This is a genomic window from Paenibacillus sp. GQ49 (genome assembly GCF_059759055.1).
This window is the reverse complement of the sequence record NZ_JCAXEL010000010.1, coordinates 43,009-68,146: the sequence shown is the minus strand read 5'-3', so window position 1 is coordinate 68,146 and position 25,138 is coordinate 43,009. Positions and strand designations below refer to the sequence as shown.

Sequence of the window (25,138 nt, the reverse complement as noted above, 5' to 3'; positions counted from 1 at the left end):
ATATGGAATTACCATAAAACGGAGAAGAATGAATAGCCTGAAGAACCGAAGTATACGCCGTTATCTCCGATGTTCTTCTTATATCTTCAACCATAATGAGCCTATTCTAACAGATACAAGTCGCGCTGACAGCCTGACAGGAAACTTTACAAAACTCCAAATTTCGTTTCACATCGCGCTAATATTTGGCAACTATAGTAGATAAGTACTGAAAAATAGAAACTCTTTGGAGGGTGTTCGTTTGAAGAAGTCTGCTTTATTTTTACCATTGTTGATTTTGGTTATGTTTCTGAGTGCTTGTGGGTCTAGTAGTACAACTGGTTCGGCTAACGGGGATAATACGAGTTCCAATGCATCCGGTACGTCTACGACAGAGACAGAGAAACCTGTCGAAGGTTATGTGCCAACTGAACTGACGGTTCAATTCGTACCTTCCCAGAATGCAGACACGCTTGAAGCTAAAGCAAAACCGCTTGAGAAGTTGCTTGGTGACAAACTGGGTATTCCGGTAAAAGTCAGCGTATCCACCGACTACAACACAATTATTGAAGCAATGGCTTCCAACAAAGTAGACGTAGGTTTCTTGCCTCCGACAGCTTATGTACTGGCTAAAGAAAAAGGCGCTGCACAAGTTATTTTGCAAGCACAACGTTTTGGTGTAAATGATGAGACAGGTGCTCCAACGGAAGAGTTGGCGGATTCTTATAAATCCATGTTCATTGTGAAAAAAGATTCTCCGATTCAATCCATCGAAGAGCTTAAAGGTAAAAAGGTTGCTTACCAAAACGTAACGTCTTCCGCAGGTTATGTATGGCCAGCAGGTCTGTTGCTGGACAGAGGCATTGATCCATTAAAAGATGTATCACCTGTAACGTTGAAAGGTCATGACCAAGGTGTTATCGCTGTATTGAACGGTGACGTTGACGCAGCAGCTATCTTCCAAGATGCCCGCAATACGGTAGCCAAAGACTATCCGACTGTATTTGAAGATACACGTGTACTGGCGTTCACTGAGCCTATTCCTAACGATACCATTGCCGTTCGTACAGACATGAATGCAGATTGGACTGCGAAGATCAAACAAGCCTTCATCGATATCGGTAAAGATACTGAAGGTCACCAGATCATCAAAGAAATCTATACGCATGAAGGTTATGTAGAGTCCGATGATAGCAAGTTTGAGATCGTTCGTCAGTATGGCGAAAAAGTGAAAGGTGAATAATTCTGATACAAAAGTAATTCGGAATCTGTTCACTTTGTAGTCGCTTTCTTGGATGGGAACAGCTTAATCGTAGCAATGGACAGGCCAGTTCAGCGTGATCTACGCTGCGCTGGCTTGTGCCATTATAGCAAGGACTCATGTATGGTTGATCATTATGAATGAAAGAAGGATATTGTCATGATTGAGCTTCATAACGTTACCAAAACTTACGCTAACGGCACCAAGGGCCTGGATAATATTAATTTGAAATTTGAGCAGGGTGAATTCATTGCTGTTGTGGGTCTGTCCGGTGCGGGTAAATCAACGCTTTTACGCTCCATTAACCGACTGCACGACATTAGTGAGGGCGAGATTCTGATCAACGGAAGTTCCATCACGAAGGCACAAGGCAAACGGTTACGCATGATCAGACGTGACATCGGCATGATCTTCCAGAGTTTCAATCTGGTGAAGCGGTCCAGTGTACTACGTAACGTACTCGCTGGACGGGTTGGATACCATTCCACCATGCGTACCATTCTGGGTCGTTTTCCAAAAGAGGATATTGAACTGGCATTCACTGCGCTGGATCGTGTGAATATCTCGGAGAAAGCTTATTCCCGTGCAGATCAGTTGTCTGGTGGACAACAACAGCGTGTGGCTATTGCTCGTGTACTGGCACAGGAAGCAAAAATCATTCTGGCCGACGAACCGGTTGCTTCACTTGACCCGCTTACAACGAAGCAGGTCATGGATGACCTGAAACGCATCAATCAGGACCTTGGGATTACGACCATCGTTAACCTTCACTTTATTGATCTGGCGAGAGAGTATGCGACCCGTATTGTCGGATTGCGAGCAGGCGAGGTCGTATTCGACGGTCCGGTGGAAGAGGCAACGGATGAGCGCTTTGCAGAAATATACGGCAGACCAATTCTGGCTGACGAATTGCTGGACAAGCAGGCTGTACATGAGCAGGGAGAAGTTGTGGTATGAAGGGGCAGTCCAACGTTCCACTTCAGAATTCAGGCGGAGTAGGGAAGGGACCTGGTTCCAGCGCAGCTCAGGTTGTAAATCGCCCAAAACCACCTGGGCGTACGAAACATTTGCTCACCTTAGTGATCATTCTGCTCCTTCTGTGGGCCAGTGCAAAACAGACCGATGCCGGCTTCACAGAGTTATTTCAGGGATTCCCTGAAATGTGGAAATTGTTAAAGGATATGTTTCCACCTCGTTGGTCCTATTTTGATAATATCGTTCAAGGCATGCTGGAAACGATCCGGATGGCCTTGATTGGAACAACTATTGGTGCGATTATTGCGATCCCGATCTCTATCATCTGTGCCGGTAACCTGATGCCAAGTCGCTGGATCTACTATCCGGCGCGCTTTCTGCTGAACCTGATTCGGACCGTGCCGGATCTGCTGCTTGCTGCTTTATTTGTCGCTGTGTTTGGTCTGGGGCCAATCCCCGGAATCTTGGCACTGGCTGTGTTCTCCGTAGGTCTGATCGCAAAGCTGACGTATGAGACGCTGGAAACCATTGATCAGGGGCCGCTGGAAGCGATGACGGCTGTTGGTATGAACCGGATTCAGCTCATTGTATATGGCGTGGTGCCACAACTGGCTGCCCAGTTCACATCCTATGTGCTGTATGCCTTCGAAATTAATATACGTGCTGCTGCCATTCTGGGACTGGTGGGAGCCGGAGGAATTGGACTCTACTATGAGGCCACACTTGGATTCCTGGAGTATGACAAGACCAGCGTAATCATTCTGTTTACCCTCGTCATCGTCCTGGTCATTGATTATGTAAGTACTAAGCTGCGGGAGAAATTGCTATGATGAAAAATGAAACAAGCCGCATCCGGCCAAAACCACGGAAAAACCCGCTACGCTGGGTTATTGTATTACTGCTAATCCTTGTGTATGCTTGGGCGCTTGCCGGTGTACCGTTCACTGGTTTCAAGGAAACCGCCGCTCAGATTATGAAGGCCATTGTAGCCGGAATTTTCTCACCGGATTGGGATTTTGTATATTTGCCTGAGGGAGAAGACTTGCTGCGCGGACTGCTAGACACGTTGGCAATCTCCGTACTAGGTACTGTAATCTCGGCTGTGCTCTGTATCCCGTTTGCCTTCTGGTCTGCCCGTAATATGAGTGGACATCGTTCCATCTCGGGTGCAGGTAAAATGGTACTCAGCTTCATCCGTACGTTCCCCGAGATTATCATGGCTCTGATGTTCATCAAGGCAGTAGGTCCCGGATCGTTTGCAGGGGTACTCGCCCTTGGATTGCACTCCATCGGCATGTTAGGCAAATTGTATGCGGATGAAGTTGAAAATATCGACTATGGCCCATCTGAGGCGCTGCTTGCTTCCGGAGCCAATCGTATGCAGCAGTTGTGGTTTGCCATCCTGCCACAAGTTATGCCTGGATTCCTGAATTATACGTTGTATCGTTTCGAGATTAATGTACGTTCCGCGACGATACTGGGTGTAATCGGTGCAGGGGGGATTGGTACACCGCTGATCTTTGCACTTAGCACACGGAACTGGCCGCGAGTAGGTATAATCCTGCTGGGTATAATCGTGATGATCACGATTATCGACTTGATCTCGGGGTATATTCGTAAGAAGCTGGTGTAGTGTTAATGTGGCGCTACGAGAATATTAGATGATAACTTAAGATAAGTTGATAGCGTAAGAAGAGAGGGCTATTCGGTGCCAGAATATTGGCAGGGATAGTCTTTTTTGTGTCTGCAAATAAACAACGGTACGTTCTTGTTGCTCACCTAACCGTTGAGGAATAAGAGGGTTCCAAGAATATGTATAAGAATGATTGAATTATTTTCCAAATTCATGTAATATTAATAGGTTTCTATATAAAGGGAATTAAGGATATTAATCAATACTCCTCATAGATACCAATACAAGAAGTGAATTTTTAAAAGGAAGGTGACTTATGGAATTATTTCAGTATATATGGATTGTCTTTATGGTACTCCTATTGTTATACAGAATGATCTTTCAGAAGTTTAAAAAACATAACAGAGAAAATATTGGGCTCAGTGCAATCCTGATTATTTTCACAGGAAGCAGTTATACGTTTACACAGATGAACTTAATTTTTGTCATTAGTGTCATCGCCGTCGCCGCTTATTCTGCTGTACGGAACAGCATTCTATTTGTTAGAAATGGATATGAGCCGGAACGCTTGAAATGAAACTTATAGTATTATTTTAAAAAACGAGACCATGTTGCCCATTGAATCAGGCAATGTGGTCTCGTTTTTTTATTCATTTCTTAGCTAGCCAAAGGCAATGCTTTGGTTACTTGAACTGTAATTGTCTCGGTGCTGGTTACGCCTGCGGCGTTGATCAGCTCAGCACGGTACGTGTACGTTCCGTTAGCGCGACCCGACAATTCAGTTGTAGCACTTTGAGAAGCTGGTGTTGCCGCGTTCAACGCTTGTGTATCAATCAATACTTCATTCTCATAGAGACGGTATTCCGTTGCGTTTGTACCCCACCAGAGGTTCATGGATACGTTGTAGTTGCCATCACCATCCCAGTTGTTTTGGGACAACGTAGCTTTCCCAGGAGCAGCGTTCGTTACTTGAACTGTCAGCTCGTCACTGCGTGTTGTGCCTTTGTCGTTGGTCAGCTCAGCTACGTATGTATACGTGCCGTTAGCCTTACCTGTGATGGTGGTTTTGGAGGACTGAGCCGATGGTGAAGCTGCAGTCAACTTCTGTGTATCGATCAGAACGCCGTTCTCATACAGTTTGTACTCAGAACCATTTTCGCCCCACCAGAGGTTCATGCTTACGTTGTACGAACCTTCGAACAGGCCAGTGGTATATCCATTATCAGAAGAAAGCACCGGTTTACCCGGTGCTCCTGCAGCTGGAGTGGAAGGCACTTCGCCGCCACCTTGCTCTTCCGCAGGTACAAAATCATTCAAGCTTCTAGGTTTCAATTGATATACATCTTTGAAAATAGCGGAAACGCCTGTGATATCGATTTTGTCACCCGCAGCATAAGGGAAGGAAGTCTCCGTCACACCTGTACGGGTGTCTACACGGATGTGTGTGCTCGTTCCATCTGCTGCTACCGCGTCGAATTCAAAAGATCCAACTGGTGTAGCACTGATGATATTCTCGATCGTTACATCCTTCAATTGAACCAGTTGACCCTGGTTCGCATCTGTAATTGCTGTAACTTCGATTGGAGCAGGTACAGAAGCCGTACCTGTTTTCTCAATCGCAACGATATCCGTAAGCTCGAACTCGCTGTTATAGATGGTTGTTGCTGCCGTTACTTTCACCTTGTCACCTGCATGGAAGCCGCTAGTATGCTGGAATACGTAAATTCCGGCAGTTTCATCTTGAAGATAGAAGGCTTGTCCACCAAATGCACCCGGCTCTGTCGTCACAACACCTTCGATAGTTACGGTCGTACCAACAGCTTTGGTGCGTGCTTCAGCAACTGTGATAGCCGCTGGAATCGGTCCTTCTTCTTCCGGAAGCTGTTCTGCTGGCACATTGCCAACAGTGACGGCATTGGTGATCAGGTTACTGCCGTTCAGACGCAGACGCAAGCTCGCAGCGCCAGTTGTACCCGGTTTGATGCGGACGTTCAGGTCTTTGATCCCGCGACCTTTGCTGTCTGAGGTTACACTGAATGCGGAGCTATAGCCGTACGAAGTTGGCCAAGTACCACTTTCATTCTGAATCATGGCGACCTGTGTTCCGCCAGTCAGATAGATACCGGCACTATAACCGGATACGGTTGTGTTCGGAGCCATGTTCTCCACAACTACACGAATCTGGAAGTCTTCTGCATTCGGAAGAGTATCCTGTTTCACGAAGCTGTAAGCAGCATTTGCACTGGATGCAGGGCCGCCGTAAGAACCAGCCTTAAACGTGGAACGATCGTACCACTTATATCCGGCAGCAGGTGCGGACCAAGGTTCAGTCTGTGGTTCTGTGGAAGCAGCCGGCTCTTCGAATGGCAACAGCGCTGTAGCTGTGTCCAGTTCAAGTCCGTTGACTTCAGTCAGGCTTGTGTAGTTCTCTTGTGTAGCAAGCCAGTTTACGGTGTTCACGAGCAACACGGCATCATCGGCTTCTTTAAAACCGTCATAAGTTGTTTTGCGTGTGCCTGTTTCTTCACGCAAGTATTTAGGTGATGCATCTTCTACTGGAGAAGAGTCACCGATGAAGGCAGCCTTACCTGCGCCCAGCTTGGATACGGCTACATAAGGACCTTCTTCGATCCCGCCGCCGTTGTAGACACCTTGGTCTACCGCGTTATTCCATTTTGCGTTGGTTTTAGGCAGGTATACAATACCTTTTGCCTTTTCTGGATCGGTGATTGCAATTGTTGAACCGGCGTGCATGGCTACAGCCGATACGCCTTCTGTGATGCCGAAGGCTTGATCTGCCGGTACAACGATATTAGCGTTGATATCGCCAAGTGCGTTATAGCGGAATCGTACGCCGAAGTTATCGGACAACCAGTCCGAGCTGGTTATATTTTGCATCGCTTCAGAATTACGCTCATCTGTGCTCATGCCTTTGGCCGGATCTTCGAACGCTCCCCGACGGTAACCGTTGATGACTTCAGAGCCATCCCATCGGTTTTTATTACGGTCGGCATTATAGTGATCTCCGACGAAGAAGATGCTGCCGCCTGTTTCAACATATTGTTTGAGGGCTGCTTGTTCAGATGTTTTGAAAGGAATTTGAGGCTCAGCAATAACGAATACGTTATACTCTTTCAGATCATCATAGGTAAATGGAGTTGTCTTGCGAAGTTCTTTGACATAATAACCATCATTCGCGAGTGCATTCCCGAAGTCGGAGAAACCTCCATCAATGACCCAGTCTGCAGCTCCAGCCGTCTGGCCGTGAGAGTTGTCGAACAATACTTTTTTACCTGCATTTTGGTTCACAACCTTTGCCTGGATGAACGGTGCCGGGTCTGTCGGTCCTTCCGCATGAACCGATGCATCTCCGTTCCATAATCCGACCTGAAGCGGCAAAGCCATGGACAATGCCAGGAGTGATTTTAAAAATACTCCTCGCATACCTGTTAATTTACCCAACCAAATCCCTCCCAAATATTAGTTGATTCATGAGTTCGTCCATATTCTACCACATGAAAATCTCACATAGTCATAACAATTTGTAAAAATTAACTCGATATTTGTAAAATTGGGTCTTTTGACATATCCATAGGTAATTCGATCCTGTCTTTATTTATCCAATCTACCCTCGTATATTGATTTCGGCATAAAAAAAGCCATCTCTTATGAGATGACTTTGGCCCGAATTCGATTGACGGCATGGAAGACAGAGGATTTAATCATGCCTTCACTGCGGTTCACCAGCTCTGCCGTTTCCTTAATGGAGTATCCATGGATGAGGCGAAGTTCTAATATTTTACGATGTTCGGTGTTGTTAATATGGGAGACAAGATCATGAACGCCTTCGCTAATTTCAAGGTGGGGTGTATCGAAGTGATGGGTAGGTACCTCCAAACGACTGTCTCGTCTGAGTGTGCGGGTCCGCCTGCGGAAGCTGTCCATCGCGAGGTTACGGGCAATGCGTTTGAGATAATAGAGAAGCCGATCTTCAGGGATATCCACGGTAACGTTCATCAGTCGAATGAAACAATCCTGTGCCAGATCTTCTGCGTCTTGCGGTTGTTTGACGATATGGGATAGATACCTTGTGATTTCTGATTTATAGTTGACATAAGCATCATTAATTTGTGTGCTGTTCATATGATGTGAATCCCCCTTGGATACAGATCAGGCTTGGGTCCGGTCTGGTATGAGTCTCTTATGATTCAAGTATATCGGGAGGTTGTTTCCAAAAGGTTCAGAGTTGTATCGGAGTTGTAACATTTCGTGCTTCCCTCTATTCAAGCATACGGCTTGGGATACAAAATATAGGCAGATGAAGGAAATTCATAGAGCAGGGAGATTACGAAGGTATCATGAGACAAAAAGAGATTTTAATTATTGAGGACGAGGAGTCCATTCGCGATATTTTGTCCTATTCGTTACGTAAGGAAGGATTTGAGATCAAGGAAGCAGCTACGGGAAAAGAGGGTCTGGATCTGCTTCGGGATTCGAAGCCGGATCTGATCCTGCTGGATTTGATGCTGCCGGATATGAGCGGTTTTGATGTGTGCAGGCAACTATCTGTGAACTCCAAGATACCCGTCATCATGATCACTGCGAAGTCGGACATGCTGGACAAGGTACTTGGCATGGAGCTTGGAGCGGATGATTATATCACGAAGCCTTTTGATATCCGTGAGGTGGTTGCGCGCATTCGGGCGATTTTTCGCCGGATTGATCTGATCAGCGAGACACTGGAGAATCAGTCCTATGAGGTGGTAAGGCTAGGCAAGCATATTGAGATCCGCAAGGATGAACGGGAAGTGTGGAAAGACGGGGAACGGGCAGGACTCACGAATAAGGAATATGATCTGTTGTTATTTCTCGTGACCCATCATCGTAAGGTTCATACACGTTCTGAACTGCTGGACAAGGTATGGGGATTTGATTTTGCAGGGGACACTCGAACGGTGGATATTCACGTGCAACGGATTCGCAAGAAACTGGATAGTGGTGTGCAAGGCATTTCGATGATTGAAACAGTATTCGGTGTGGGGTACAAGCTGAATATTCAGGTACAGACATGAAGTGGACGATCCAGTTCAAAATGGTGGTGCTATTCTCGGTCATCGTCTTTATCGGATTCTCCGTCCTGCTGATTCTGTCCAATAAGGTAGCTCAGGAGAATATGTACCGGGAAGTGCATGAGGATATGGTGCAATCCAAAAGAAATCTGGACATCGCGCTGAATCAGTACTTCCTGATACATAACAAACGCATGAGCAGAGACTCGCTCGAAGCAGGGAGTCGCGAGCTCGCGGAGCAGATTGGATCAGCCGTTGGTGGGGAGATTACGGTATACCGTCCCGATGCTTCGCCCTACGGATCTGCTGGTAGCAAGGTTAACGTTGCCAAGCGGTCTGACCATCCTGATGTGGAGGAAGCCATACAATCCCGGATCGCTTATACCACAGTAGTGGATAAAGGTCGGGTCACAGCAAGTCTGTCCTTCCCGCTTCAGATGGATCAACAATTGATTGGAATTGTGCAGTTGGAGAAGGATTACACCGACTTGTACAAACGCAATCTCCGGTTCCAGAATACGATCAAGCTGTTTGCAGCGGTTATTTTCGTATTTGTATTTATCGCATCCATCTTTATTTCCCGGAAAATTACACAACCCATCCGTGTACTGACAAAACGTTCTGCGGAAGTGGCCCAGGGGAGTCTGAATGCAGACATTCAGATTACAACCAAGGATGAGATCGGTGAATTGGCTTCAAGCTTTACCGTCATGATTGATCGGGTTCGGGAGCAGATTGATGTGATTGAGCGAGAGCGGGACGAAGTGAAGCAAGTACAGGCGAGAAGCAAAGTCTTTTTTGACAATGTGACACATGAATTGAAGACACCCTTAACGACGATTCTGGGATACGCCCAGATTTTACGGGATAACGGATTTACCGACCAGGACTTTTTTGACAAGGGCATGAATTATATCATCAAGGAAAGCCGGCGTCTCAACACGATGGTTGCGGATATTCTGGAGGTCTCGGTCTCCTCTGCGGTCATTCAGGCATACCGGTTCGAACGTATCGATATATCAGATATTATTCGTGAAGCTTGTGAGGATATGTCGATTAAGGCGAGCAAGTACAATATAGGCATTCACTATGAGCTAGAGGAACATCAGTATTTACAGGGAGATCGGGATAAGTTGAAGGAGGTCTTTCTCAACATCCTGGATAATTCGGTCAAGTACAGTGATGTGAACTCCATTATCGAAGTACAATCCTTCCGGTTAGGTGATTCCATTGCTATTGTGATCCGTGATCAGGGGGAAGGAATCGGTGCTGAAGCGCTCCAACATGTATTTGAACCCTTTTACCAGGATAAAGGAATCAACAGGGCCGAGAAAGGCAGTGCCGGGCTGGGTTTGTCTATTGTGAAGAACATCGTTGAGCGTCATGGAGGAACAGTGGAGATGAAGAGCATCATGCGGGAAGGGACACAAGTGAATATCAGTCTTCCGGGGGAAATGAACGCATGAGACATCCTGGATTTTGGCGTAAAAACCGTGACAGATTGATGCTGTCAGGGTTGTTGATCGCATTTGTCAGCGGGATTTTTGGGATTGGGAGCCTGTTCAGTCTCGGAAATCTCAAACCAAGAACGGTGGTTTTGCCAAGTGAGCAGTTCAACAGCCGTCTGGCACCACCACCGAGCAGTACGATTCAGATCGAGTCGGCTACCAAGATTCCAAATGATTTTGCGATCTTTGATTTTGAAGTGTTAGACCGGAATACGATTATATTTAATCAGCCGGAATTTTCCTATTCAGGGCTCAAGCTGTCTCTTCTGCATCTGGATGATAAGGAAGTGAAGAACATTGCGGCTAATACGGATTACGGTGTAACGATCAGCCCGGATAACAAGAAAATCATTTACTCCCAGTATCGGGCAGGTCAGACGCAGAAGACAACGTATGAGTATATGATACAGAGCGGGGAACGTCGCAAGCTTCCGTACGACAACTCGTATTATCGAGTGTTTGTAGGGAACGAATCCTACATCGGTCAGGATGATCTGTTATTTAAACAAGTTGATCTGAGCCAGGGGACGAGTCATGTCATCTACACGTATGAAGAGTTGATGAGCATGTTCACAGGACCAGGACAAGGGAAAGGTTCGAGTGATACGTTTATCGTTATGGATGTGTTGCAGGTCAGTGAGGATCACCAACAGTTTTATATACTGGTGATGCTGAAAGACAAGTATGCTATCTATCGTGTATCGCTTGAGGATGAGCATGAAGTGAAGGCGTATGCTGCAATGGAAGACATCCAACAGTACAAGTTGCTGAAAAATGGTGACATGCTCATCCAGGGAACGATGAATAAGGTACAGGGGCTGTATCGGTACCACGCAGCAGAGGAGCAGTATGATCTGTTATTACAAGGTTCGATCTGGAGCTTCGATCTGGATGCAGATGAATCCCGAATAGCTTACTTTTTCCCGATGGACAGTCAGAATCAGAAGAATGAGTTGCATGTTGCCTACCTGAATGACAGCAAAATTTCGTCGGATACGGTGATCTATCGCAATATGGATAACTTCATCAGTCTGAAATGGAATGACGATGAATTATTTGCTGTAAGCAGCTCAGTGGATAAAAGTGAAATGTACCGCTTTAGTTTCAGAGCCTGGTAAGCTGCGGAAGGTATACGAATATAAGACCTTGGTCTGATGGAGCGATAGCTGCTCTGCGGACAAGGTCTTTTTGTTATGACATGTTACAAGTTGGATACAACTCCGGCCAGCCCCGATACATCTCCACCCTATAATAAAAGGGAATGAGCTACGCGAATCTTTACATACAAGTTCAAAAAAGACTGGTTTTCAGTACCGAGAAGATGGAATGAAGCTAGAAATGGAGTAGCGGAGCGTAGGCAAACTACGTGAGCAACGGACATTTCGGCTGAATTCTATATTCGATGTTGATGATGTCATTAGACATCCTTCGTAATCAAAAGCGGGCTTTTTTGAACAACCTCTTTACATATTTAGCAAGTAGAAAGGAAGACATGTAGCAATGCTTCAAGTTGAACAATTATCCCATTCGTTCCGCAATGGCCAGGGAACCGTGCCGGTGCTTCAGGATATCAACCTGACGATTGGAGAAGGCAAGATGGTAGCCCTGCTGGGCAGTTCTGGTTCGGGTAAATCCACACTGCTGAATCTGATGGCGGGGCTGATGAAACCGGATCAGGGCAAGATTCTAATTGCGGGACAAGATATTGTACGTTTCAGTGAGAATCGTCTGGCTGAGTTCAGGCGCAGTCACATCGGGTTTATTTTTCAATCCTATGAACTGCTGTCCAATCTTACGATCCGTGAAAATGTAGAATTACCCTTGGTGTTTATGGGGATAAGCCCTTCGAAACGCAAAGCAAAAGCATTGAAGCTGTTGGAACAGGTTGGACTGGGTGAAAAAGCAAGCTTGTTCCCGTCCCAGTTGTCGGGCGGTCAACAACAACGTGTCAGTATTGCACGTTCGCTCATTACCGAACCCTCGGTGATCTTTGCAGATGAGCCTACCGGGAATCTGGATACTGAGACGGAGGAAGAGATCATTGCGATTTTGCAGCAGCTTAACCGGGATATGAATACAACCTTTGTCATTGTGACACATGAAGCAGAGGTCGCGGAGCAGATGCAAGTTGTGCTTACCCTGCAACATGGAATACTGGTCGAAGAAGCAGTAAGGGAAGTTTGAGGCAAAAGGAGAGGAAATGTGAGAATACGGGATGTAGCACGTATGGCCTGGGGACAGATCATTCGCAGAAAAATGGTCACACTGCTGTGCATGATGGGGCTGTCCATCGGCTCTGCCGCCATGATCATTGCACTTAGTGTAGGGCAGTCCGTGCAGACCTATAGCGAGAAAACATTGAACGACAATTACAAGATGGATGAAATTACGATTACGCCCAATGAAGGCATTCGTACGGGGAACGGCAAGGGGAGTGGTCAGACATCGAAGTTTGAACGGGGAGCTTTGACGTTGGAAAAGATTCAGATTATCCAAAGACTTCCTCATGTTGTTGCCGTGGCTCCCATGTTAAAGCTGGATTCGCTGGAAATGGTGCTTCCGGATGGTCGCAGCACGTATGTTGAGGTCATTGGTACCCAGCTGGAGACCCTGGGCGGGTTTGGATACAAGTATGCTGAGGGACGTGGGGCAGAGGATGGTCGTATGGCGGTAACCAGTTATGGGGCTGCATTCGGACTCGTGGACCCCAAAGTAACTCAGAAGTTATTTGAGCAGTTGAATGCTGATCCATATAACAACGAGCTTTTGGAACAGTTTACGGAAATGTCAGCGAAGCAGGATCAGTTGGTTCAGCAGCTGGTTCAGTTCCGATATGAAGATTATGCGAATGCGAGCAAAACCAAAATGAGTGGTTCTATACGTGTGTCTGGAGAGTTGACGAAGCCTTCCAACATGGATGAGATGAGCGCTCAAAACGATAAAAAAGTATATCTGCCGCTCGATACAGCTCGTGCATTGCAGGATGAGCTTGGATTACAGCAGGCCGACAGCAGTGCGGCCAAGCATCTTAACTCGGCTCTGGTCAAGGTTGAGGATAAACGTTATGTATCCCAGGTGGAAGAACAGATTAAAAAGCTGACGTTAAACACACAGAGTAATCTGTTCCAAGAGGAAGCGATGGCAGGTCAATTGGCGATGTACCAAAAAGCGGCATTGGGGATCGGTGGTTTTATCATGCTGCTGGCCTCATTATCCATTATTGTAGCGATGATTATGTCTACGCATCAGCGTCGTAAACAGATTGGTGTGATGAAGGTGCTGGGCGCAAATCTGTGGCAGATCCGTCAGATGTTTATTACGGAAGCAGCGATGCTTGGATTAATGGGCGGCGTGGCTGGTGTGGGGATCGCCTTTGCTGCCCTCGGCGGGGTGAACAGTCTGCTGGCGAGTCAGATGGCAGATCAGATGAATGGTCCGATGACTGTCGTTATTCAGCAGTCGGCTCTGCCACTGGGCATCGTTTTTGCTGTTCTGGTTGGCATTGTATCGGGTATATATCCGGCAATCAGCGCATCTCGGACCAATGCATTAACTGTGATCAAATCGATGTAATTTTATCAGCGAAAGGGAAATTGGGCACATGAAGAAATGGATTAAAATCATCATCACCGTTGTACTTTTGGCAGGTGTAGGGTACTGGTTGTATGAAAAGTACAAGCCAAAACCGGAGGCGCCTATAGAAATTCCGCCCCCGATTACCTTTGATGTGACACAGGAAACGATGACGCAAACGATACAGGTGAAGGGGAAATCCGTATACACCGATCAGACGGATATCTTCGCTCCGTATGCTTCCAACATCAAGCAGTGGCACGTGAAAAGTGGTGAGCAGGTGAGCAAAGGCGATATCCTGTTTACCCTCGATACTTCCACGTTACAAACGGAAGTAGAACAGTTGCAGAGTGATCTGGAGAAAGCTCAGCTGGAAAACAAGATGAATCAGGTTACCCTGGATCAGGCGAATATGAGTGAGTCACTTGGCGTGACGGAAGAGGAGCGCAAGAAGGCATTTGCAGATCGGGAAGGTAAACGCCTGACGAATGAATTGAATCAAAAAGCGTTGGTCCTCAAGGAGAAGGAGATACAGAAAAAGCAGGCAGTAATAAGTAAGTCTGTTGTGTATGCTTCCGCATCCGGTATATTTCAGATGAATGAAGAGGATAGCAAGACACGTGCGGTGACGGAAGGACAGCTAATCGGGTCCATTACAAACATCAGCAAACTGAAATTTATGACGATTGTTGGTGAGGAAGAAATGTTCAGGCTCAAGGTGGGCATGCCGGTTAAGGTACGAATGACAGCGCAGAAAGACCTGCAATTCACCGGGAAGGTGAGTAAGGTGTCCAAATTCGCCCGCAAGAGTACCGATACGGACCTCAAGCAGGCTTCACAGTTTGACGTGGTCATTGATCTGAAGCCGGACGTCAGAATGTATGGAGGCGTGAGTCTGGAAGGCGATATCGAGACGATGCGGAAGGATAAAGTGACGGTTGTGTCCAGCCTGGCGATTATGCGGGATCAGACCGAACCTTACGTACTGTTAGACAAAGGCAATGGACAGACAGAGCCGCTGACCATCCAGGCTGGAATGGAATCGGGGGACAAGACGGAAGTAGTTAGCGGGTTAAAACCGGGAGACATTGTCGTTTTACCGTAGACGTAGGAAACTATGAACAAGGCATTATATGTAATGACTAGCTAGACGAGCGGTCGATTCGACCTTGAAAAACACAAGGTTCATTGTGGCATATGGCCATGATGAGCCTTTGGTGTGGTTAGGGGCAAGGGATGTCCAGATTCCTGCCTGAATTATGGAAAAAAATATAATTAAATTTATATAATTCAATTTACAGTAATATTTACATGTCGTATAATCAGAACATAAGGAGGTGACACCGAACATCATGTTTGTAGATGGATAGGCGAAGACCTTTTTTTTTAACTGTTTGAAGAAAGCGCTTACCCAATTTAGGATTCAGACATCCCATAAGTCATTTTTCACACTTCTTCATGTCTAACACACGTTCAACCACACCCACCATATTATACTCATTCACATGATTCGCCCTCACACACCATTTGTTTGCTCAAGATTCCAGTGATACAACCATTTCTTTTGGAGGTGATACAACCAACTCATCCGAACGTTCTCTTCGTGCTAAGCATCATAATGACACAGAGGATCAGACATGAGTACAACCCAATCTAACTAAAGGAAAGGTGGAACTATGAAGACTAAATTGAAAACCAAATCAAGAGGTAAGAAGATCCTGCGCAAAGGTGTAAAACAAATGCTTGCAGCAACGCTGCTCGCGGCGGGGATTTTCCCTGGACTGTCTCCAGGCTTGACTCAGGCCGCTGAAGCACATGTGGATAATCCATTTGTAGGGGCAACCGCGTATCTGAACGAGGACTATTCAGCTCTCGTGGATACGTCCATTGCACTGACCAACGATGCCTCGTTGAAGGCCAAGATGGAGACAGTCAAATCGTATCCAACCGCAGTATGGATTGACCGGATTGCTGCAATCTATGGCGGCTCGGACAACGCTGGTCGCAAAAGTGTAGAGCAACATCTTGATGCCGTTCTCGCTCAAAAGAAACCGGGTACGCCAATAACGGCTTCATTTGTTATTTACAATCTGCCCGGACGGGATTGTCATGCACTTGCATCGAATGGTGAACTTCCACTAACACAGGCAGCACTGCAGACGTATAAAACGGATTATATTGATGTCATAGCAGATATCTTTGCAGATCCGAAGTATCAGGATATTCGTATTATTGCCGTCATTGAACCGGACAGTCTGCCTAACCTTGTAACCAACCTGAGTACACCAGCTTGTGGTCAAGCCAGCTCAACAGGTATCTATGAGGCGGGTGTGAAGTATGCATTGGACAAGCTGCACGCCATTCCGAATGTGTACAACTATCTGGACATCGGCCACTCCGGCTGGCTTGGATGGGATAACAACCGTTCTGCAGCAGTCGCGCTGTATACAAGTGTTGTGCAAGGAACAGCCGCAGGTCTGAGCAGTGCAGATGGCTTCATTACAAATACAGCAAACACTACACCGCTGGGGGAGCCGAACCTGTCTAACCCTGATCTCAATATCGGTGGACAACCGATTAAATCTGCCAAGTTTTATGAGTGGAATCCTTATTTTGACGAAACCGATTTCACTGCTGCGCTGTATGCCGATTTCGTACAAGCTGGCTGGCCAAGCAGCACAGGTTTCCTGATTGATACTAGCCGGAATGGGTGGGGCGGGGTAGACCGTCCAGCATCTGCTACGGGCAGCAACATCAACGATTATGTGAATTCCGGACGTGTAGATCGCCGGGAGCATCGGGGGAACTGGTGTAATGCCAGTGGCGCAGGTATTGGTGAAGCACCTAAGGCTGCACCAGGACCAGCGCATCTGGATGCTTATGTATGGGTGAAACCTCCGGGTGAATCCGATGGCTCCAGCTCCGAAATTCCGAATAACGAAGGTAAAGGTTTCGACCGGATGTGTGATCCAACCTTCACAACTCGTGATGGTGTATTAACAGGTGCATTGCCTAATGCCCCAGTATCGGGTCACTGGTTCCATGATCAATTCGTGGCACTGGTGAAAAACGCATTCCCTGTACTTCCTGCAAGTAACGGTGGAGGCAATCCTCCGGGGGGAACAACAGCTCCGGCAGCACCAGCAGCATTGACGGCTTCTGCCGGTAACGCTCAGGTCTCCTTGACGTGGACTGCTTCCACAGGGGCTACAAGTTATAGTGTGAAGCGGGCACTGAGTGCATCAGGTCCATTCACAACAGTTGCAGCTAATGTAAGTGGAACATCTTACAGCAACACCGGTCTGATCAATGGTACAACCTATTATTATGTGGTAACGGCAACAAATGCAGTAGGTGAAAGTGTTAACTCTGCAACAGCAACAGCTACACCTGTTGCAGGGGTAACGGCGCCAGCTGCACCGACTGCTCTCACAGCAACTGCAGGCAATGCACAGGTGAGCCTGACGTGGACCGCTTCTACAGGTGCAACAAGTTATGATGTGAAACGCGCGCTGAGTGCAACAGGTCCGTTCACAACGATCGCGGCGAATGTGAGTGGTACGTCCTACACCAACACTGCCCTCACGAACGGCACAACGTATCATTATGTGGTAAGTGCAGTGAATACAGCAGGGCAAAGTGCCAATTCCGCTGTAGCTTCCGCGACACCTCAAAGTGTCGTTGTACCAACGAGTGATCTTGTCGTGCAATATCGTGCCGGAGATACCAATGCTCAGGATAGCCAGATCAAACCGTATTTCAACATCAAAAATCTGGGTAGTACTGCTGTGAATCTGAGTGATCTGAAGATCCGGTACTACTTCTCCAAAGAAGGCTCGGCTACGATGGATTCTGCCATCGATTACGCTCAAGTTGGCGGAGCCAATATCCAGCGTACCTTCACAGATTCCTATGTGGAGCTGAGCTTCACATCTGCTGCTGGCAGCATTCAGGCTGGTGGACAGACTGGAGACATCCAGCTTCGCATGTACAAAACAGACTGGTCCAACTTTGACGAGACGAATGACTACTCCTTCGATCCAACAAAAACATCCTACCAGGATTGGAATAAGGTAACACTCTACCAAGGTGAAAACCTGGTATGGGGTATTGAGCCTTAAGAGGAATCATCGGTAATCTGTAATTCGGTAATTCGGAGTATAAGATAAGCTACAAGCATGTTAACCCGTCAATAGTATGTAACATACCGCCCTTCTCCGTTGAGGAAAGTGGCGGTATTTACATTGTACAGTTGATAGAACTTTCGCCAAAACATGAACTACTCGCCAAAGAAATTTCTACATATATGCAAAATTCCCTCGGCGTATGGATAGGGGGCAACGTTGTGGTGGAATGATTTTGCCTCGGTCGTTGCATTCTGGAGAAGATATCCATGGGTAACCGTCTGAAGCATCTCGATGTCATTTCCACTGTCACCGAAGGCCAATGTATTGGACAGGAGCACCTGATTGTAATCGATCAGGAATTGCACAGCTGCTTTCTTTCCGGTTCCTGCGGGGATAAAATCAACATCATAGGCGTGCTCTGGATCACCCGCCTTGGGATTACACTCATTGATATTGATTCCAATTCCGTGATTGGTAGCCAGATGCCTGATAATATGAATATCATATTGGGTTTTGACTAAAGATTCTGCATAATAATAGTAGTTCATTTTGTAACCGGAATGACCAAATTGAGTCTGTTCGTGGAGAGTAATGTTGTATGTTGATTTCAATTCACCAATTAAATCTTCTACATCTCTACGGGAGAATCGGGATTCTCGAATGATCTTTTGCCATGAAGGAAGAGTAAGCAATTGTCCGTCATGCCGGACTTCCCATAGATCTGTCCCCAGATTGCTTGCTATAAAATGGGGGAACTGCGTCATAGCGGCCGTTTTCATTTTTGCCTGTATTTGCTGAATGCTGCTTCCGGTGACCCAGGCTACCTTTACATGATGATTTTTGGCAAGGTGCTGGATATATCTTTCCAACTCGTATACTCTTCTGAGGTGTTCAGGCGAACATTCATGTGGGTAATACGTTTCGTCAAAATCAAAAAATATCAGATATTCAGTTACAGCCGGGGTATAGGTGACTTCCATTTGTGTTATTCCTCCCTAGAGGTTGTTTTCGATATCATAGTTGCTGGGAACGTTCCCAGGTCAATACTTTTCATATGAGGTGTTTATGTTGCCCACCATAATTGATATTTCACGTGTAAGTGGTCTTTCTAAATCTACGGTATCCCGTGTGTTAAACGACCATCCTCATGTATCCATTGAAAGCAGACAAAAAGTAAAAGAAGCTATCAAGGAGCTGGGATATGTTCGCAATACGCATGGGGTTCAGTTCCGCCTGCAGGCAAGCAATCATATCGGCGTGCTTGTCCCCGATGTGGAGCATCCCTATTTCAGCCAGCTTGTTAGTGCATTAGGTCGTTCCTTAGGCTCCGTGGGGTATCGACTTGTCATCTATCAGACCGAATTATCCCGCGAGTATGAACGTGATGTGTATGCCCGATTGTTACATCGGGAGATGGATGCTGTAATTATTGCGCATTCCCATTTCTCGGAGAGAGAAATAAAAGAATGGTTAGGTTCAGGCATCGGGATCATATGCAACGAAGCGATGGACGGGGAGTTTCTCGATGTCTTTCGAATGGATGAAGAAGATGCGGTTTTTCAAGCGACCTCATATTTGCTCTTGAAGGGACGCCGTCATCTGTTTTTCTGTATGGATTACCTGACACCATTGCAAGAGAAAAGATGGAACGGGTTTCAACGGGCTCACCAACAGTTCGGCCTTCCGTGTGCGAAATCACAATGTTATGCAGGTCTGGTAACTATGGAGGATGGTTATGCCTTGGGTGAACAATTATTTATTTCTACTCCATTGCCGGATGGAATGATAACGGGTAGTGACTTTATAGCTACTGGTTTATTGAGAGCAGCAAAGCAAAGGGGAATATCCGTGCCTCAGGAAATGTCCGTTATTGGGTTTGATAACCATCCTGTCGGATTGATGACTAACCCGGAATTGACCACATTAACCAATTGTATTCCCGAAATGGTCAGGGACGTTACGGAATGTCTTACCGGGCGATTGAAGGGGATGCAATCTGCTCCTATAGTGAAAACCTATAAGACTTCGTTGATTATACGCGAGTCTACTTAGAAGAAAGTAAAAGAAAAAGAAGGATGGTGAAATCCTTTAAAGAATGCGACAGCCCGATGTATGTGAATTGGAAAAGTGTACCCCAAGTTAGTTAGTTAGTTAGTTAGTATGTGCTAATTAATTCTTTGGCGGGATAACCTCACAAACACTGAATATTAATCGTTTTGGACGGATATTTGCCTATGTCATTCCAGGCAGGGTAGCTATAATAATACCCGACGGGCAGGATGGGGCTGCTCAGAGTAAAGAGGGCAGGAAAGGGGGACGGAGCCGAGAAAGTCTGATTAGGAGAATTATTCTTTTATACTTTTGTAAGCGCATTCAGGAAAATATGAACATATGGATTATCGAACGTCTAATCATCATCGACGTGTATATGCGTTACCCATTCTGTCTCAAGGAGCGTGAAGGTGGATGAACTCAGAAACAACAGCGCCGGTACATAAGGGATCGGCTTCAGGTCTGCAATCAGGCCGCAGGAAGGCACGTATGCCACTTGCAGCCAAGGTGCTCTCTTCGGCACTTAGCGTAGCTTTGCTTGTTGGGGGAACAGCAGGAATCACTGGAGCAGAAGCTTCGAATGGGAAGGGTGCGCCGGAAGCCAGCCTGCAATCTAGCAAAGGAGGCAGTCACTTGAAAAGTATTCAACTGGAGTATCTGGATCGGGGACTGGTGGCTGCGTCGACATCCGAAGGTGTGTTTCTCAGTTGGAGATTGCTTGGTGATGAGGCTACAGGGTATAGCGACAAAGGGCTGACAGGTACGGACTTTAACGTCTATCGTGATGGCAAAAAGATCGCTACTGTCACCGACAGCACCAACTATGTAGATGCCACGGGCAAATCATCTTCCCGTTATGAAGTGGCAGCGGTGAACAAGAAGGGCAAGGAGAGCAAACGCAGTGCATCAGTCAAACCTTGGGCGAACGGGTATGTGGACATTCCACTGCAAAAACCCGCCGATGGTGTGACGCCTGCGGGAGAAGCTTATACGTATTCCGCCAATGACATGAGCGTGGGTGATGTGGATGGGGATGGTCAATATGAGTTTTTCGTCAAATGGGACCCTTCCAACGCCAAGGACGTATCGCAAAAAGGATACACAGGTAAAACCTACATTGATGCTTACACCCTGGACGGACAATTGCTGTACCGGATTGATCTTGGGGTCAATATCCGTGCAGGTGCTCATTATACACAGATGCTCATTTATGATTTTGACGGGGATGGCAAGGCTGAGATGATGTTTAAGACCGCTCCAGGCACAAAGATTATCCAATATAACAAAAAAGGAAAAGTAACATCCGAGAAGTACATCACACTTCCCAAGCAGGATCGCAAGGCAGGGTATTCGAATGAAGATGATTATCGTTTAAGTGCTGATGGGTACTACGATCACGTGGTGGATATGTTCAGAAACTGGCATAAACACGACGAGGTTGTGAAGGGGAACTGGCCTGCAACATTAGAAGAAGCTTTTGGAATCGAGAAAAAATATAATTACCCATTATCTCAGGAGGATGCCGAGAGCTTGGCCGACTACTTCATTGATGTGTACGCGGTAGAACGCAGTAACCGTAATGAGCTGCGCAAGTTCGAAGGTTTTATCGTGGATGGTCCTGAGTATGTTACGGTATTTGAAGGCAAATCAGGCAAAGAGCTGGAGACCATTCCATATGAACCCGAACGTCATGATGATGGCCTGATGTGGGGCGATTATGCAATGGCACGGATCGAACCAGGCAATCGGGTGGACCGTTTCCTGGCAGGCGTGGCGTATCTGGATGGAAAGAAACCGTCTGCAATCTTTGCACGCGGATATTATACACGTTCAACGATGGTTGCCTACAATTGGGATGGCAAGAAGCTGAAAAAGGAATGGAAAGTGGACAGCGGCTGGACACCGATGAAGAACCCATTCAATGACGGACCGCACGGCGTGGATGGTACAGATCCGCAGTACGGCTCCATTACCACCCAGGGTGCACACTCGTTCAGTGTGGCGGATGTGGATGGAGACGGCAAACAGGAGATTATTTATGGCTCCGCTACGATTGATCATGATGGCAGCGTGCTGTACAGCTCCACAGATCTGATGCCTGCCGAGAGTGCTGCACCGGGAACCATTGCCCGTCTGGGTCATGGGGACGCACTTCATGTGGCAGATATCGACCCGGATCGTCCGGGACTTGAGATTTTCATGGTTCACGAAGGTGGTCCTTGGGCGCCATACGGCTATTCCCTGCGTGATGCGAAGACCGGAGAAGTAATTTATGGTGGGTACACAGGGAAAGATACCGGTCGCGGCATGGTGGGGGATGTTGATCCGACTCGTCGTGGACTGGAGACATGGGCTGTAGGTTTGTGGACAGCTAAGGGTGAGAAAATCAGTGATCAGATGCCGGGAACGAATATGAATATCCGTTGGGCTGCCGATATGACGACACAGATCGTTGATGGTGCGATTGATGTTACCCCAACCATCAAAGACTGGAATCGTGGCACGTTGCTGACGGCAACAGGCACATTGACTAACAATCACACCAAAGGTACACCTTCTCTCGTGGCTGATATCTTCGGGGATTGGCGGGAAGAGATGCTGGTGAGAACCACGGACAGTTCAGCGATTCGTATCTATCTGAGTACCGAGAAAACGGACCGCAAATTGTACACGCTGATGCATGATGCGATGTATCGTGTGGGCATTGCCGGGCAGAACAGTGGATACAACCAGCCTTCCTATCCGTCCTTCTACATGGCATCGGATATCGACTGGTCGAAGGTAACGCTGCCCAAGTTCTACACGCCAGGTAAGGGCGGAAAGTAAGCAGGTTGATGAAATAGTAAGATAGCATAAAACTGGATCAGATTGTAACGTAAAGAAGCAGCGTCAATGGTTATGAGCAAGTTCTAAAGCATTTTGAAGTGTTGTAAAGCTCTGGATTCTCCCCTGTGTCTCGGCACATGGAGGTTTCAGAGCTTTTTTACATTTGGATCTGCGAAACAGACCTTGGCGAGTTCCCAGCCACCCATGTTACGTCATTCTTTTACATCGTTGGAGTCTAGATGCTTGGTAGAAGCGAACGCTTTAATGGTGTAATTTCCTTGATCATGGATCAATGTGGTAATGGAGCACTCCGGGATAAGTTGGTTCTGCATAGTTATAAAATCGGAATGCCAGACGTTAAGCTCACGCTCAGTAAAGGTTTGCACCAGAAAATCCGTAATGAGTCCACCATGTGCAACCACAATAATGTTACTGTTCTCTGGCTCTTCATTAGCCAGTTCGGTTAGGAGGGAGGCCAGACGTTCACCAGCCTGTTTTGCCGAGTCTCCCACGGGTGGAATGAAATCTGGGTCAGACGTACATCGATCCCACATTGCAATGAATTCTTCGAATGACTGATCTGGGGAATCGCCCCAATTGGCACGTTCGCGCAGGCGAGGGTCTTCGGTTATATGAAAACGGGTGTGGCGGGCAATCATACTTGCAGTTTCTCGGGCCCGTTGAAGTGGGCTGGTCAGGATTTTAGTAATGAGAGAGGTGGCTTTGGCAAAATGAAGTGCTGTGGCTTCGGCTTGTAAAACCCCTTCGGAAGTGAGGGGAACATCCCCGATTCGTCGTTCTTTGAGACCGTGTCTCACCAAATGAAAGGTGGTAGTCATGAGTGGAAACCTCCTTAAGTATAGACAGTTTACATAAAGGATTAGATTATATACTAATTATATATTTATCTAATTAAATAATACAATGAGGCTTTTAACGAAGACAGTTTATATCCACCCGACAGAATTGTTACAATGGTGAAAAGTGAGGATCGATCGTTGCAGGAATGGAGGTATGGATATGAGCATTACGAAGCAATGGACAGGAAGCCTATACCAGGAGGCATTACGAACAGAGGATTGCGGGCCGCGTTTTTACGCGTACTACTACAAGCAGTGGGACAACTATCGTATGTCCTATCACCATCATGATTCCACAGAGATCATGTATATTATTTCGGGAATGTGCCGGGTGGATGTGCAGATGTCGGATGGGAGTTCGGAGCAGGCTGTTTTGAAAAAAGGGCAGTTCATTATGCTCGACGCAGGTGTCCCACACCGTTTGCTGGTGGAAGATGGTGTCCCTTGCCGGATGCTCAATGTGGAGTTTGGATTCTTAGGCTCGCCTCCCGGACAGCTATCCATCCGTCAGCTCGCGCTGGAGGAGGAAGAAGTTCGCACTCTACTCACTAATGCTTCGCCATATCTGGTACTGCCTGACCCGGAAGAGGTGTATCATATTATGAAAAGTCTGGTCTTGGAACTCGACCAGCGCGGTCTGCTGGAGCAAGGAAGGTCATCTTTACCAATAGGAGTTATTCCTACAGAGGAAAGGGCACAACACCGCGAAGCCCGGAATCTCTCGTCCCCGGAACAGGGTATGCTGGTGCGTACACTGTTTATTCAGTTGCTGGTCCGTGTTGCACGTCTGCGCGGAGAAATGAGCCGGAGTGCGCCAGATCAGGCGGAGCTGTATGTCAAACGAACCATTGAATTCATGCATCACAATATGGATCGAAATATTCAGATGAAGGATATCGCGGCAGCCGTCAATCTGCATCCGGGCTATTTACATCGCATTTTTCGTCAGCACACGCAGCGAACACCGACCGATTACCTGACGATGCTTCGCATGGAGAAGGCCAAGATGCTTCTTCAGCAGACCAATATCCCGATTTCAGAGATATCCGATTATGTAGGGGTAGGCAGTCGTCAGTATTTTCATATGTTATTCAAGAAGACGACGGGCATGACTCCGATTGAATTTCGCTCCTCTATGGAACGACATGTCAGTCAGTACCCGTCCGATGAATGAGCCGATTGCAGTTATTTTGAATGCATATCGATTAGTGGAACTGGCGCGTAAAAGTTAGGATTTTTGACAACAAGATCATGAACAGGTCATGATTTTGATAA

19 protein-coding genes are annotated in these 25,138 nt (G+C 46.9%); 15 read left to right on the top strand and 4 right to left on the bottom strand.

Features of this window, described 5'->3' with window-relative positions; genetic code table 11:
* The first annotated feature begins 226 nt into the window (after window positions 1–226).
* From AC6CIF_RS18255 to AC6CIF_RS18235, 5 genes are all read left to right on the top strand, one after another.
* Entirely contained in the window at window positions 227–1,222 is a 996-nt protein-coding gene (locus tag AC6CIF_RS18255; protein ID WP_440131253.1) for a phosphate/phosphite/phosphonate ABC transporter substrate-binding protein, read from the top strand.
* A gap of 177 nt (window positions 1,223–1,399) precedes the next feature.
* Complete coding sequence (gene phnC / locus AC6CIF_RS18250) at window positions 1,400–2,197, top strand: phosphonate ABC transporter ATP-binding protein (protein WP_062837418.1); 798 nt, start codon at window positions 1,400–1,402, stop codon at window positions 2,195–2,197.
* Window positions 2,194–3,045 carry a phosphonate ABC transporter, permease protein PhnE gene (phnE, locus tag AC6CIF_RS18245; RefSeq protein ID WP_498200895.1) on the top strand — a complete coding sequence of 284 codons (852 nt, stop codon included), beginning with the start codon at window positions 2,194–2,196 and terminating at the stop codon, window positions 3,043–3,045. Before phnC ends, phnE (AC6CIF_RS18245) begins: the two co-directional genes overlap by 4 nt.
* Complete coding sequence (gene phnE / locus AC6CIF_RS18240) at window positions 3,042–3,848, top strand: phosphonate ABC transporter, permease protein PhnE (RefSeq protein WP_139331943.1); 807 nt, start codon at window positions 3,042–3,044, stop codon at window positions 3,846–3,848. The genes phnE (AC6CIF_RS18245) and phnE (AC6CIF_RS18240) overlap by 4 nt, the downstream gene beginning before the upstream one ends.
* A 316-nt stretch (window positions 3,849–4,164) precedes the next feature.
* The gene (locus AC6CIF_RS18235) at window positions 4,165–4,425 is read left to right on the top strand and encodes a hypothetical protein (RefSeq protein WP_498200893.1); all 261 of its coding nucleotides are present in this window, start codon (window positions 4,165–4,167) and stop codon (window positions 4,423–4,425) included.
* Window positions 4,426–4,505: 80 nt separating this feature from the next.
* On the opposite strand, the gene AC6CIF_RS18230 is transcribed toward AC6CIF_RS18235, so the two are convergent.
* Window positions 4,506–7,292, bottom strand: a complete 2,787-nt coding sequence (locus AC6CIF_RS18230) for a chitinase N-terminal domain-containing protein (RefSeq protein WP_498201052.1) — start codon at window positions 7,290–7,292, stop codon at window positions 4,506–4,508.
* 222 nt (window positions 7,293–7,514) lie between these two features.
* Entirely contained in the window at window positions 7,515–7,991 is a 477-nt protein-coding gene (locus AC6CIF_RS18225; RefSeq protein ID WP_498200891.1) for an RNA polymerase sigma factor, read from the bottom strand.
* A 215-nt stretch (window positions 7,992–8,206) separates the two neighbouring features.
* On the opposite strand from AC6CIF_RS18225, the gene AC6CIF_RS18220 reads away from it, so the two are divergent.
* The 7 genes from AC6CIF_RS18220 to AC6CIF_RS18190 all read left to right on the top strand — a co-directional run bounded on the left by AC6CIF_RS18220 (window position 8,207) and on the right by AC6CIF_RS18190 (window position 18,119).
* A complete protein-coding gene (locus AC6CIF_RS18220; protein WP_036606313.1) occupies window positions 8,207–8,920 on the top strand; it encodes a response regulator transcription factor in 714 nt (237 codons plus the stop codon).
* A complete protein-coding gene (locus AC6CIF_RS18215; RefSeq protein WP_498200889.1) occupies window positions 8,917–10,383 on the top strand; it encodes a sensor histidine kinase in 1,467 nt (488 codons plus the stop codon). Before AC6CIF_RS18220 ends, AC6CIF_RS18215 begins: the two co-directional genes overlap by 4 nt.
* Complete coding sequence (locus AC6CIF_RS18210; protein WP_498200888.1) at window positions 10,380–11,543, top strand: hypothetical protein; 1,164 nt, start codon at window positions 10,380–10,382, stop codon at window positions 11,541–11,543. The genes AC6CIF_RS18215 and AC6CIF_RS18210 overlap by 4 nt, the downstream gene beginning before the upstream one ends.
* Before the next feature lie 382 nt (window positions 11,544–11,925).
* Window positions 11,926–12,609, top strand: coding sequence for an ABC transporter ATP-binding protein (locus AC6CIF_RS18205; RefSeq protein ID WP_047841819.1), 684 nt, complete (start codon window positions 11,926–11,928; stop codon window positions 12,607–12,609).
* An 18-nt stretch (window positions 12,610–12,627) separates the two neighbouring features.
* Window positions 12,628–13,998 (top strand): ABC transporter permease, encoded by a 1,371-nt coding sequence (locus AC6CIF_RS18200; RefSeq protein WP_498200886.1) that lies wholly within the window; start codon window positions 12,628–12,630, stop codon window positions 13,996–13,998.
* A 28-nt stretch (window positions 13,999–14,026) separates the two neighbouring features.
* Window positions 14,027–15,103, top strand: coding sequence for an efflux RND transporter periplasmic adaptor subunit (locus tag AC6CIF_RS18195; protein WP_498200885.1), 1,077 nt, complete (start codon window positions 14,027–14,029; stop codon window positions 15,101–15,103).
* A 571-nt stretch (window positions 15,104–15,674) separates the two neighbouring features.
* Complete coding sequence (locus tag AC6CIF_RS18190; RefSeq protein ID WP_498200883.1) at window positions 15,675–18,119, top strand: glycoside hydrolase family 6 protein; 2,445 nt, start codon at window positions 15,675–15,677, stop codon at window positions 18,117–18,119.
* 158 nt (window positions 18,120–18,277) lie between these two features.
* On the opposite strand, the gene AC6CIF_RS18185 is transcribed toward AC6CIF_RS18190, so the two are convergent.
* Window positions 18,278–19,105 carry an HAD-IIB family hydrolase gene (locus AC6CIF_RS18185; RefSeq protein WP_498200882.1) on the bottom strand — a complete coding sequence of 276 codons (828 nt, stop codon included), beginning with the start codon at window positions 19,103–19,105 and terminating at the stop codon, window positions 18,278–18,280.
* A gap of 85 nt (window positions 19,106–19,190) precedes the next feature.
* Here AC6CIF_RS18185 and AC6CIF_RS18180 point away from each other — a divergent pair, with 85 nt between their 5' ends.
* Together AC6CIF_RS18180 and AC6CIF_RS18175 are read left to right on the top strand one after the other, a co-directional pair.
* Window positions 19,191–20,177: a LacI family DNA-binding transcriptional regulator gene (locus AC6CIF_RS18180; protein WP_498200880.1), complete on the top strand. Its 987-nt coding sequence runs from the start codon at window positions 19,191–19,193 to the stop codon at window positions 20,175–20,177.
* A gap of 489 nt (window positions 20,178–20,666) precedes the next feature.
* A complete protein-coding gene (locus AC6CIF_RS18175) occupies window positions 20,667–23,003 on the top strand; it encodes a rhamnogalacturonan lyase (protein ID WP_498201050.1) in 2,337 nt (778 codons plus the stop codon).
* Between the two features lie 212 nt (window positions 23,004–23,215).
* Here the strand turns inward: AC6CIF_RS18175 and AC6CIF_RS18170 are convergent, their stop codons facing one another.
* A complete protein-coding gene (locus tag AC6CIF_RS18170) occupies window positions 23,216–23,842 on the bottom strand; it encodes a histidine phosphatase family protein (protein WP_498200878.1) in 627 nt (208 codons plus the stop codon).
* A 181-nt stretch (window positions 23,843–24,023) separates the two neighbouring features.
* Here AC6CIF_RS18170 and AC6CIF_RS18165 point away from each other — a divergent pair, with 181 nt between their 5' ends.
* A complete protein-coding gene (locus AC6CIF_RS18165; RefSeq protein ID WP_498200876.1) occupies window positions 24,024–25,037 on the top strand; it encodes an AraC family transcriptional regulator in 1,014 nt (337 codons plus the stop codon).
* The last annotated feature ends 101 nt before the right edge of the window (window positions 25,038–25,138 follow it).

Bases quoted from the DNA above. Each gene is read 5' to 3' on its own strand.
- AC6CIF_RS18220 (WP_036606313.1), top strand. From the start codon at position 8,207: ATGAGACAAAAAGAGATTTTAATTATTGAGGACGAGGAGTCCATTCGC.
- AC6CIF_RS18180 (WP_498200880.1), top strand. From the start codon at position 19,191: ATGTTGCCCACCATAATTGATATTTCACGTGTAAGTGGTCTTTCTAAA.
- AC6CIF_RS18215 (WP_498200889.1), top strand. From the start codon at position 8,917: ATGAAGTGGACGATCCAGTTCAAAATGGTGGTGCTATTCTCGGTCATC.
- AC6CIF_RS18205 (WP_047841819.1), top strand. From the start codon at position 11,926: ATGCTTCAAGTTGAACAATTATCCCATTCGTTCCGCAATGGCCAGGGA.
- phnC (WP_062837418.1), top strand. From the start codon at position 1,400: ATGATTGAGCTTCATAACGTTACCAAAACTTACGCTAACGGCACCAAG.
- AC6CIF_RS18225 (WP_498200891.1), bottom strand. From the start codon at position 7,991: ATGAACAGCACACAAATTAATGATGCTTATGTCAACTATAAATCAGAA.
- AC6CIF_RS18170 (WP_498200878.1), bottom strand. From the start codon at position 23,842: ATGACTACCACCTTTCATTTGGTGAGACACGGTCTCAAAGAACGACGA.
- AC6CIF_RS18230 (WP_498201052.1), bottom strand. From the start codon at position 7,292: ATGCGAGGAGTATTTTTAAAATCACTCCTGGCATTGTCCATGGCTTTG.
- AC6CIF_RS18175 (WP_498201050.1), top strand. From the start codon at position 20,667: ATGCCACTTGCAGCCAAGGTGCTCTCTTCGGCACTTAGCGTAGCTTTG.
- AC6CIF_RS18190 (WP_498200883.1), top strand. From the start codon at position 15,675: ATGAAGACTAAATTGAAAACCAAATCAAGAGGTAAGAAGATCCTGCGC.
- AC6CIF_RS18185 (WP_498200882.1), bottom strand. From the start codon at position 19,105: ATGGAAGTCACCTATACCCCGGCTGTAACTGAATATCTGATATTTTTT.
- phnE (WP_498200895.1), top strand. From the start codon at position 2,194: ATGAAGGGGCAGTCCAACGTTCCACTTCAGAATTCAGGCGGAGTAGGG.
- AC6CIF_RS18235 (WP_498200893.1), top strand. From the start codon at position 4,165: ATGGAATTATTTCAGTATATATGGATTGTCTTTATGGTACTCCTATTG.
- AC6CIF_RS18165 (WP_498200876.1), top strand. From the start codon at position 24,024: ATGAGCATTACGAAGCAATGGACAGGAAGCCTATACCAGGAGGCATTA.
- phnE (WP_139331943.1), top strand. From the start codon at position 3,042: ATGATGAAAAATGAAACAAGCCGCATCCGGCCAAAACCACGGAAAAAC.
- AC6CIF_RS18210 (WP_498200888.1), top strand. From the start codon at position 10,380: ATGAGACATCCTGGATTTTGGCGTAAAAACCGTGACAGATTGATGCTG.
- AC6CIF_RS18195 (WP_498200885.1), top strand. From the start codon at position 14,027: ATGAAGAAATGGATTAAAATCATCATCACCGTTGTACTTTTGGCAGGT.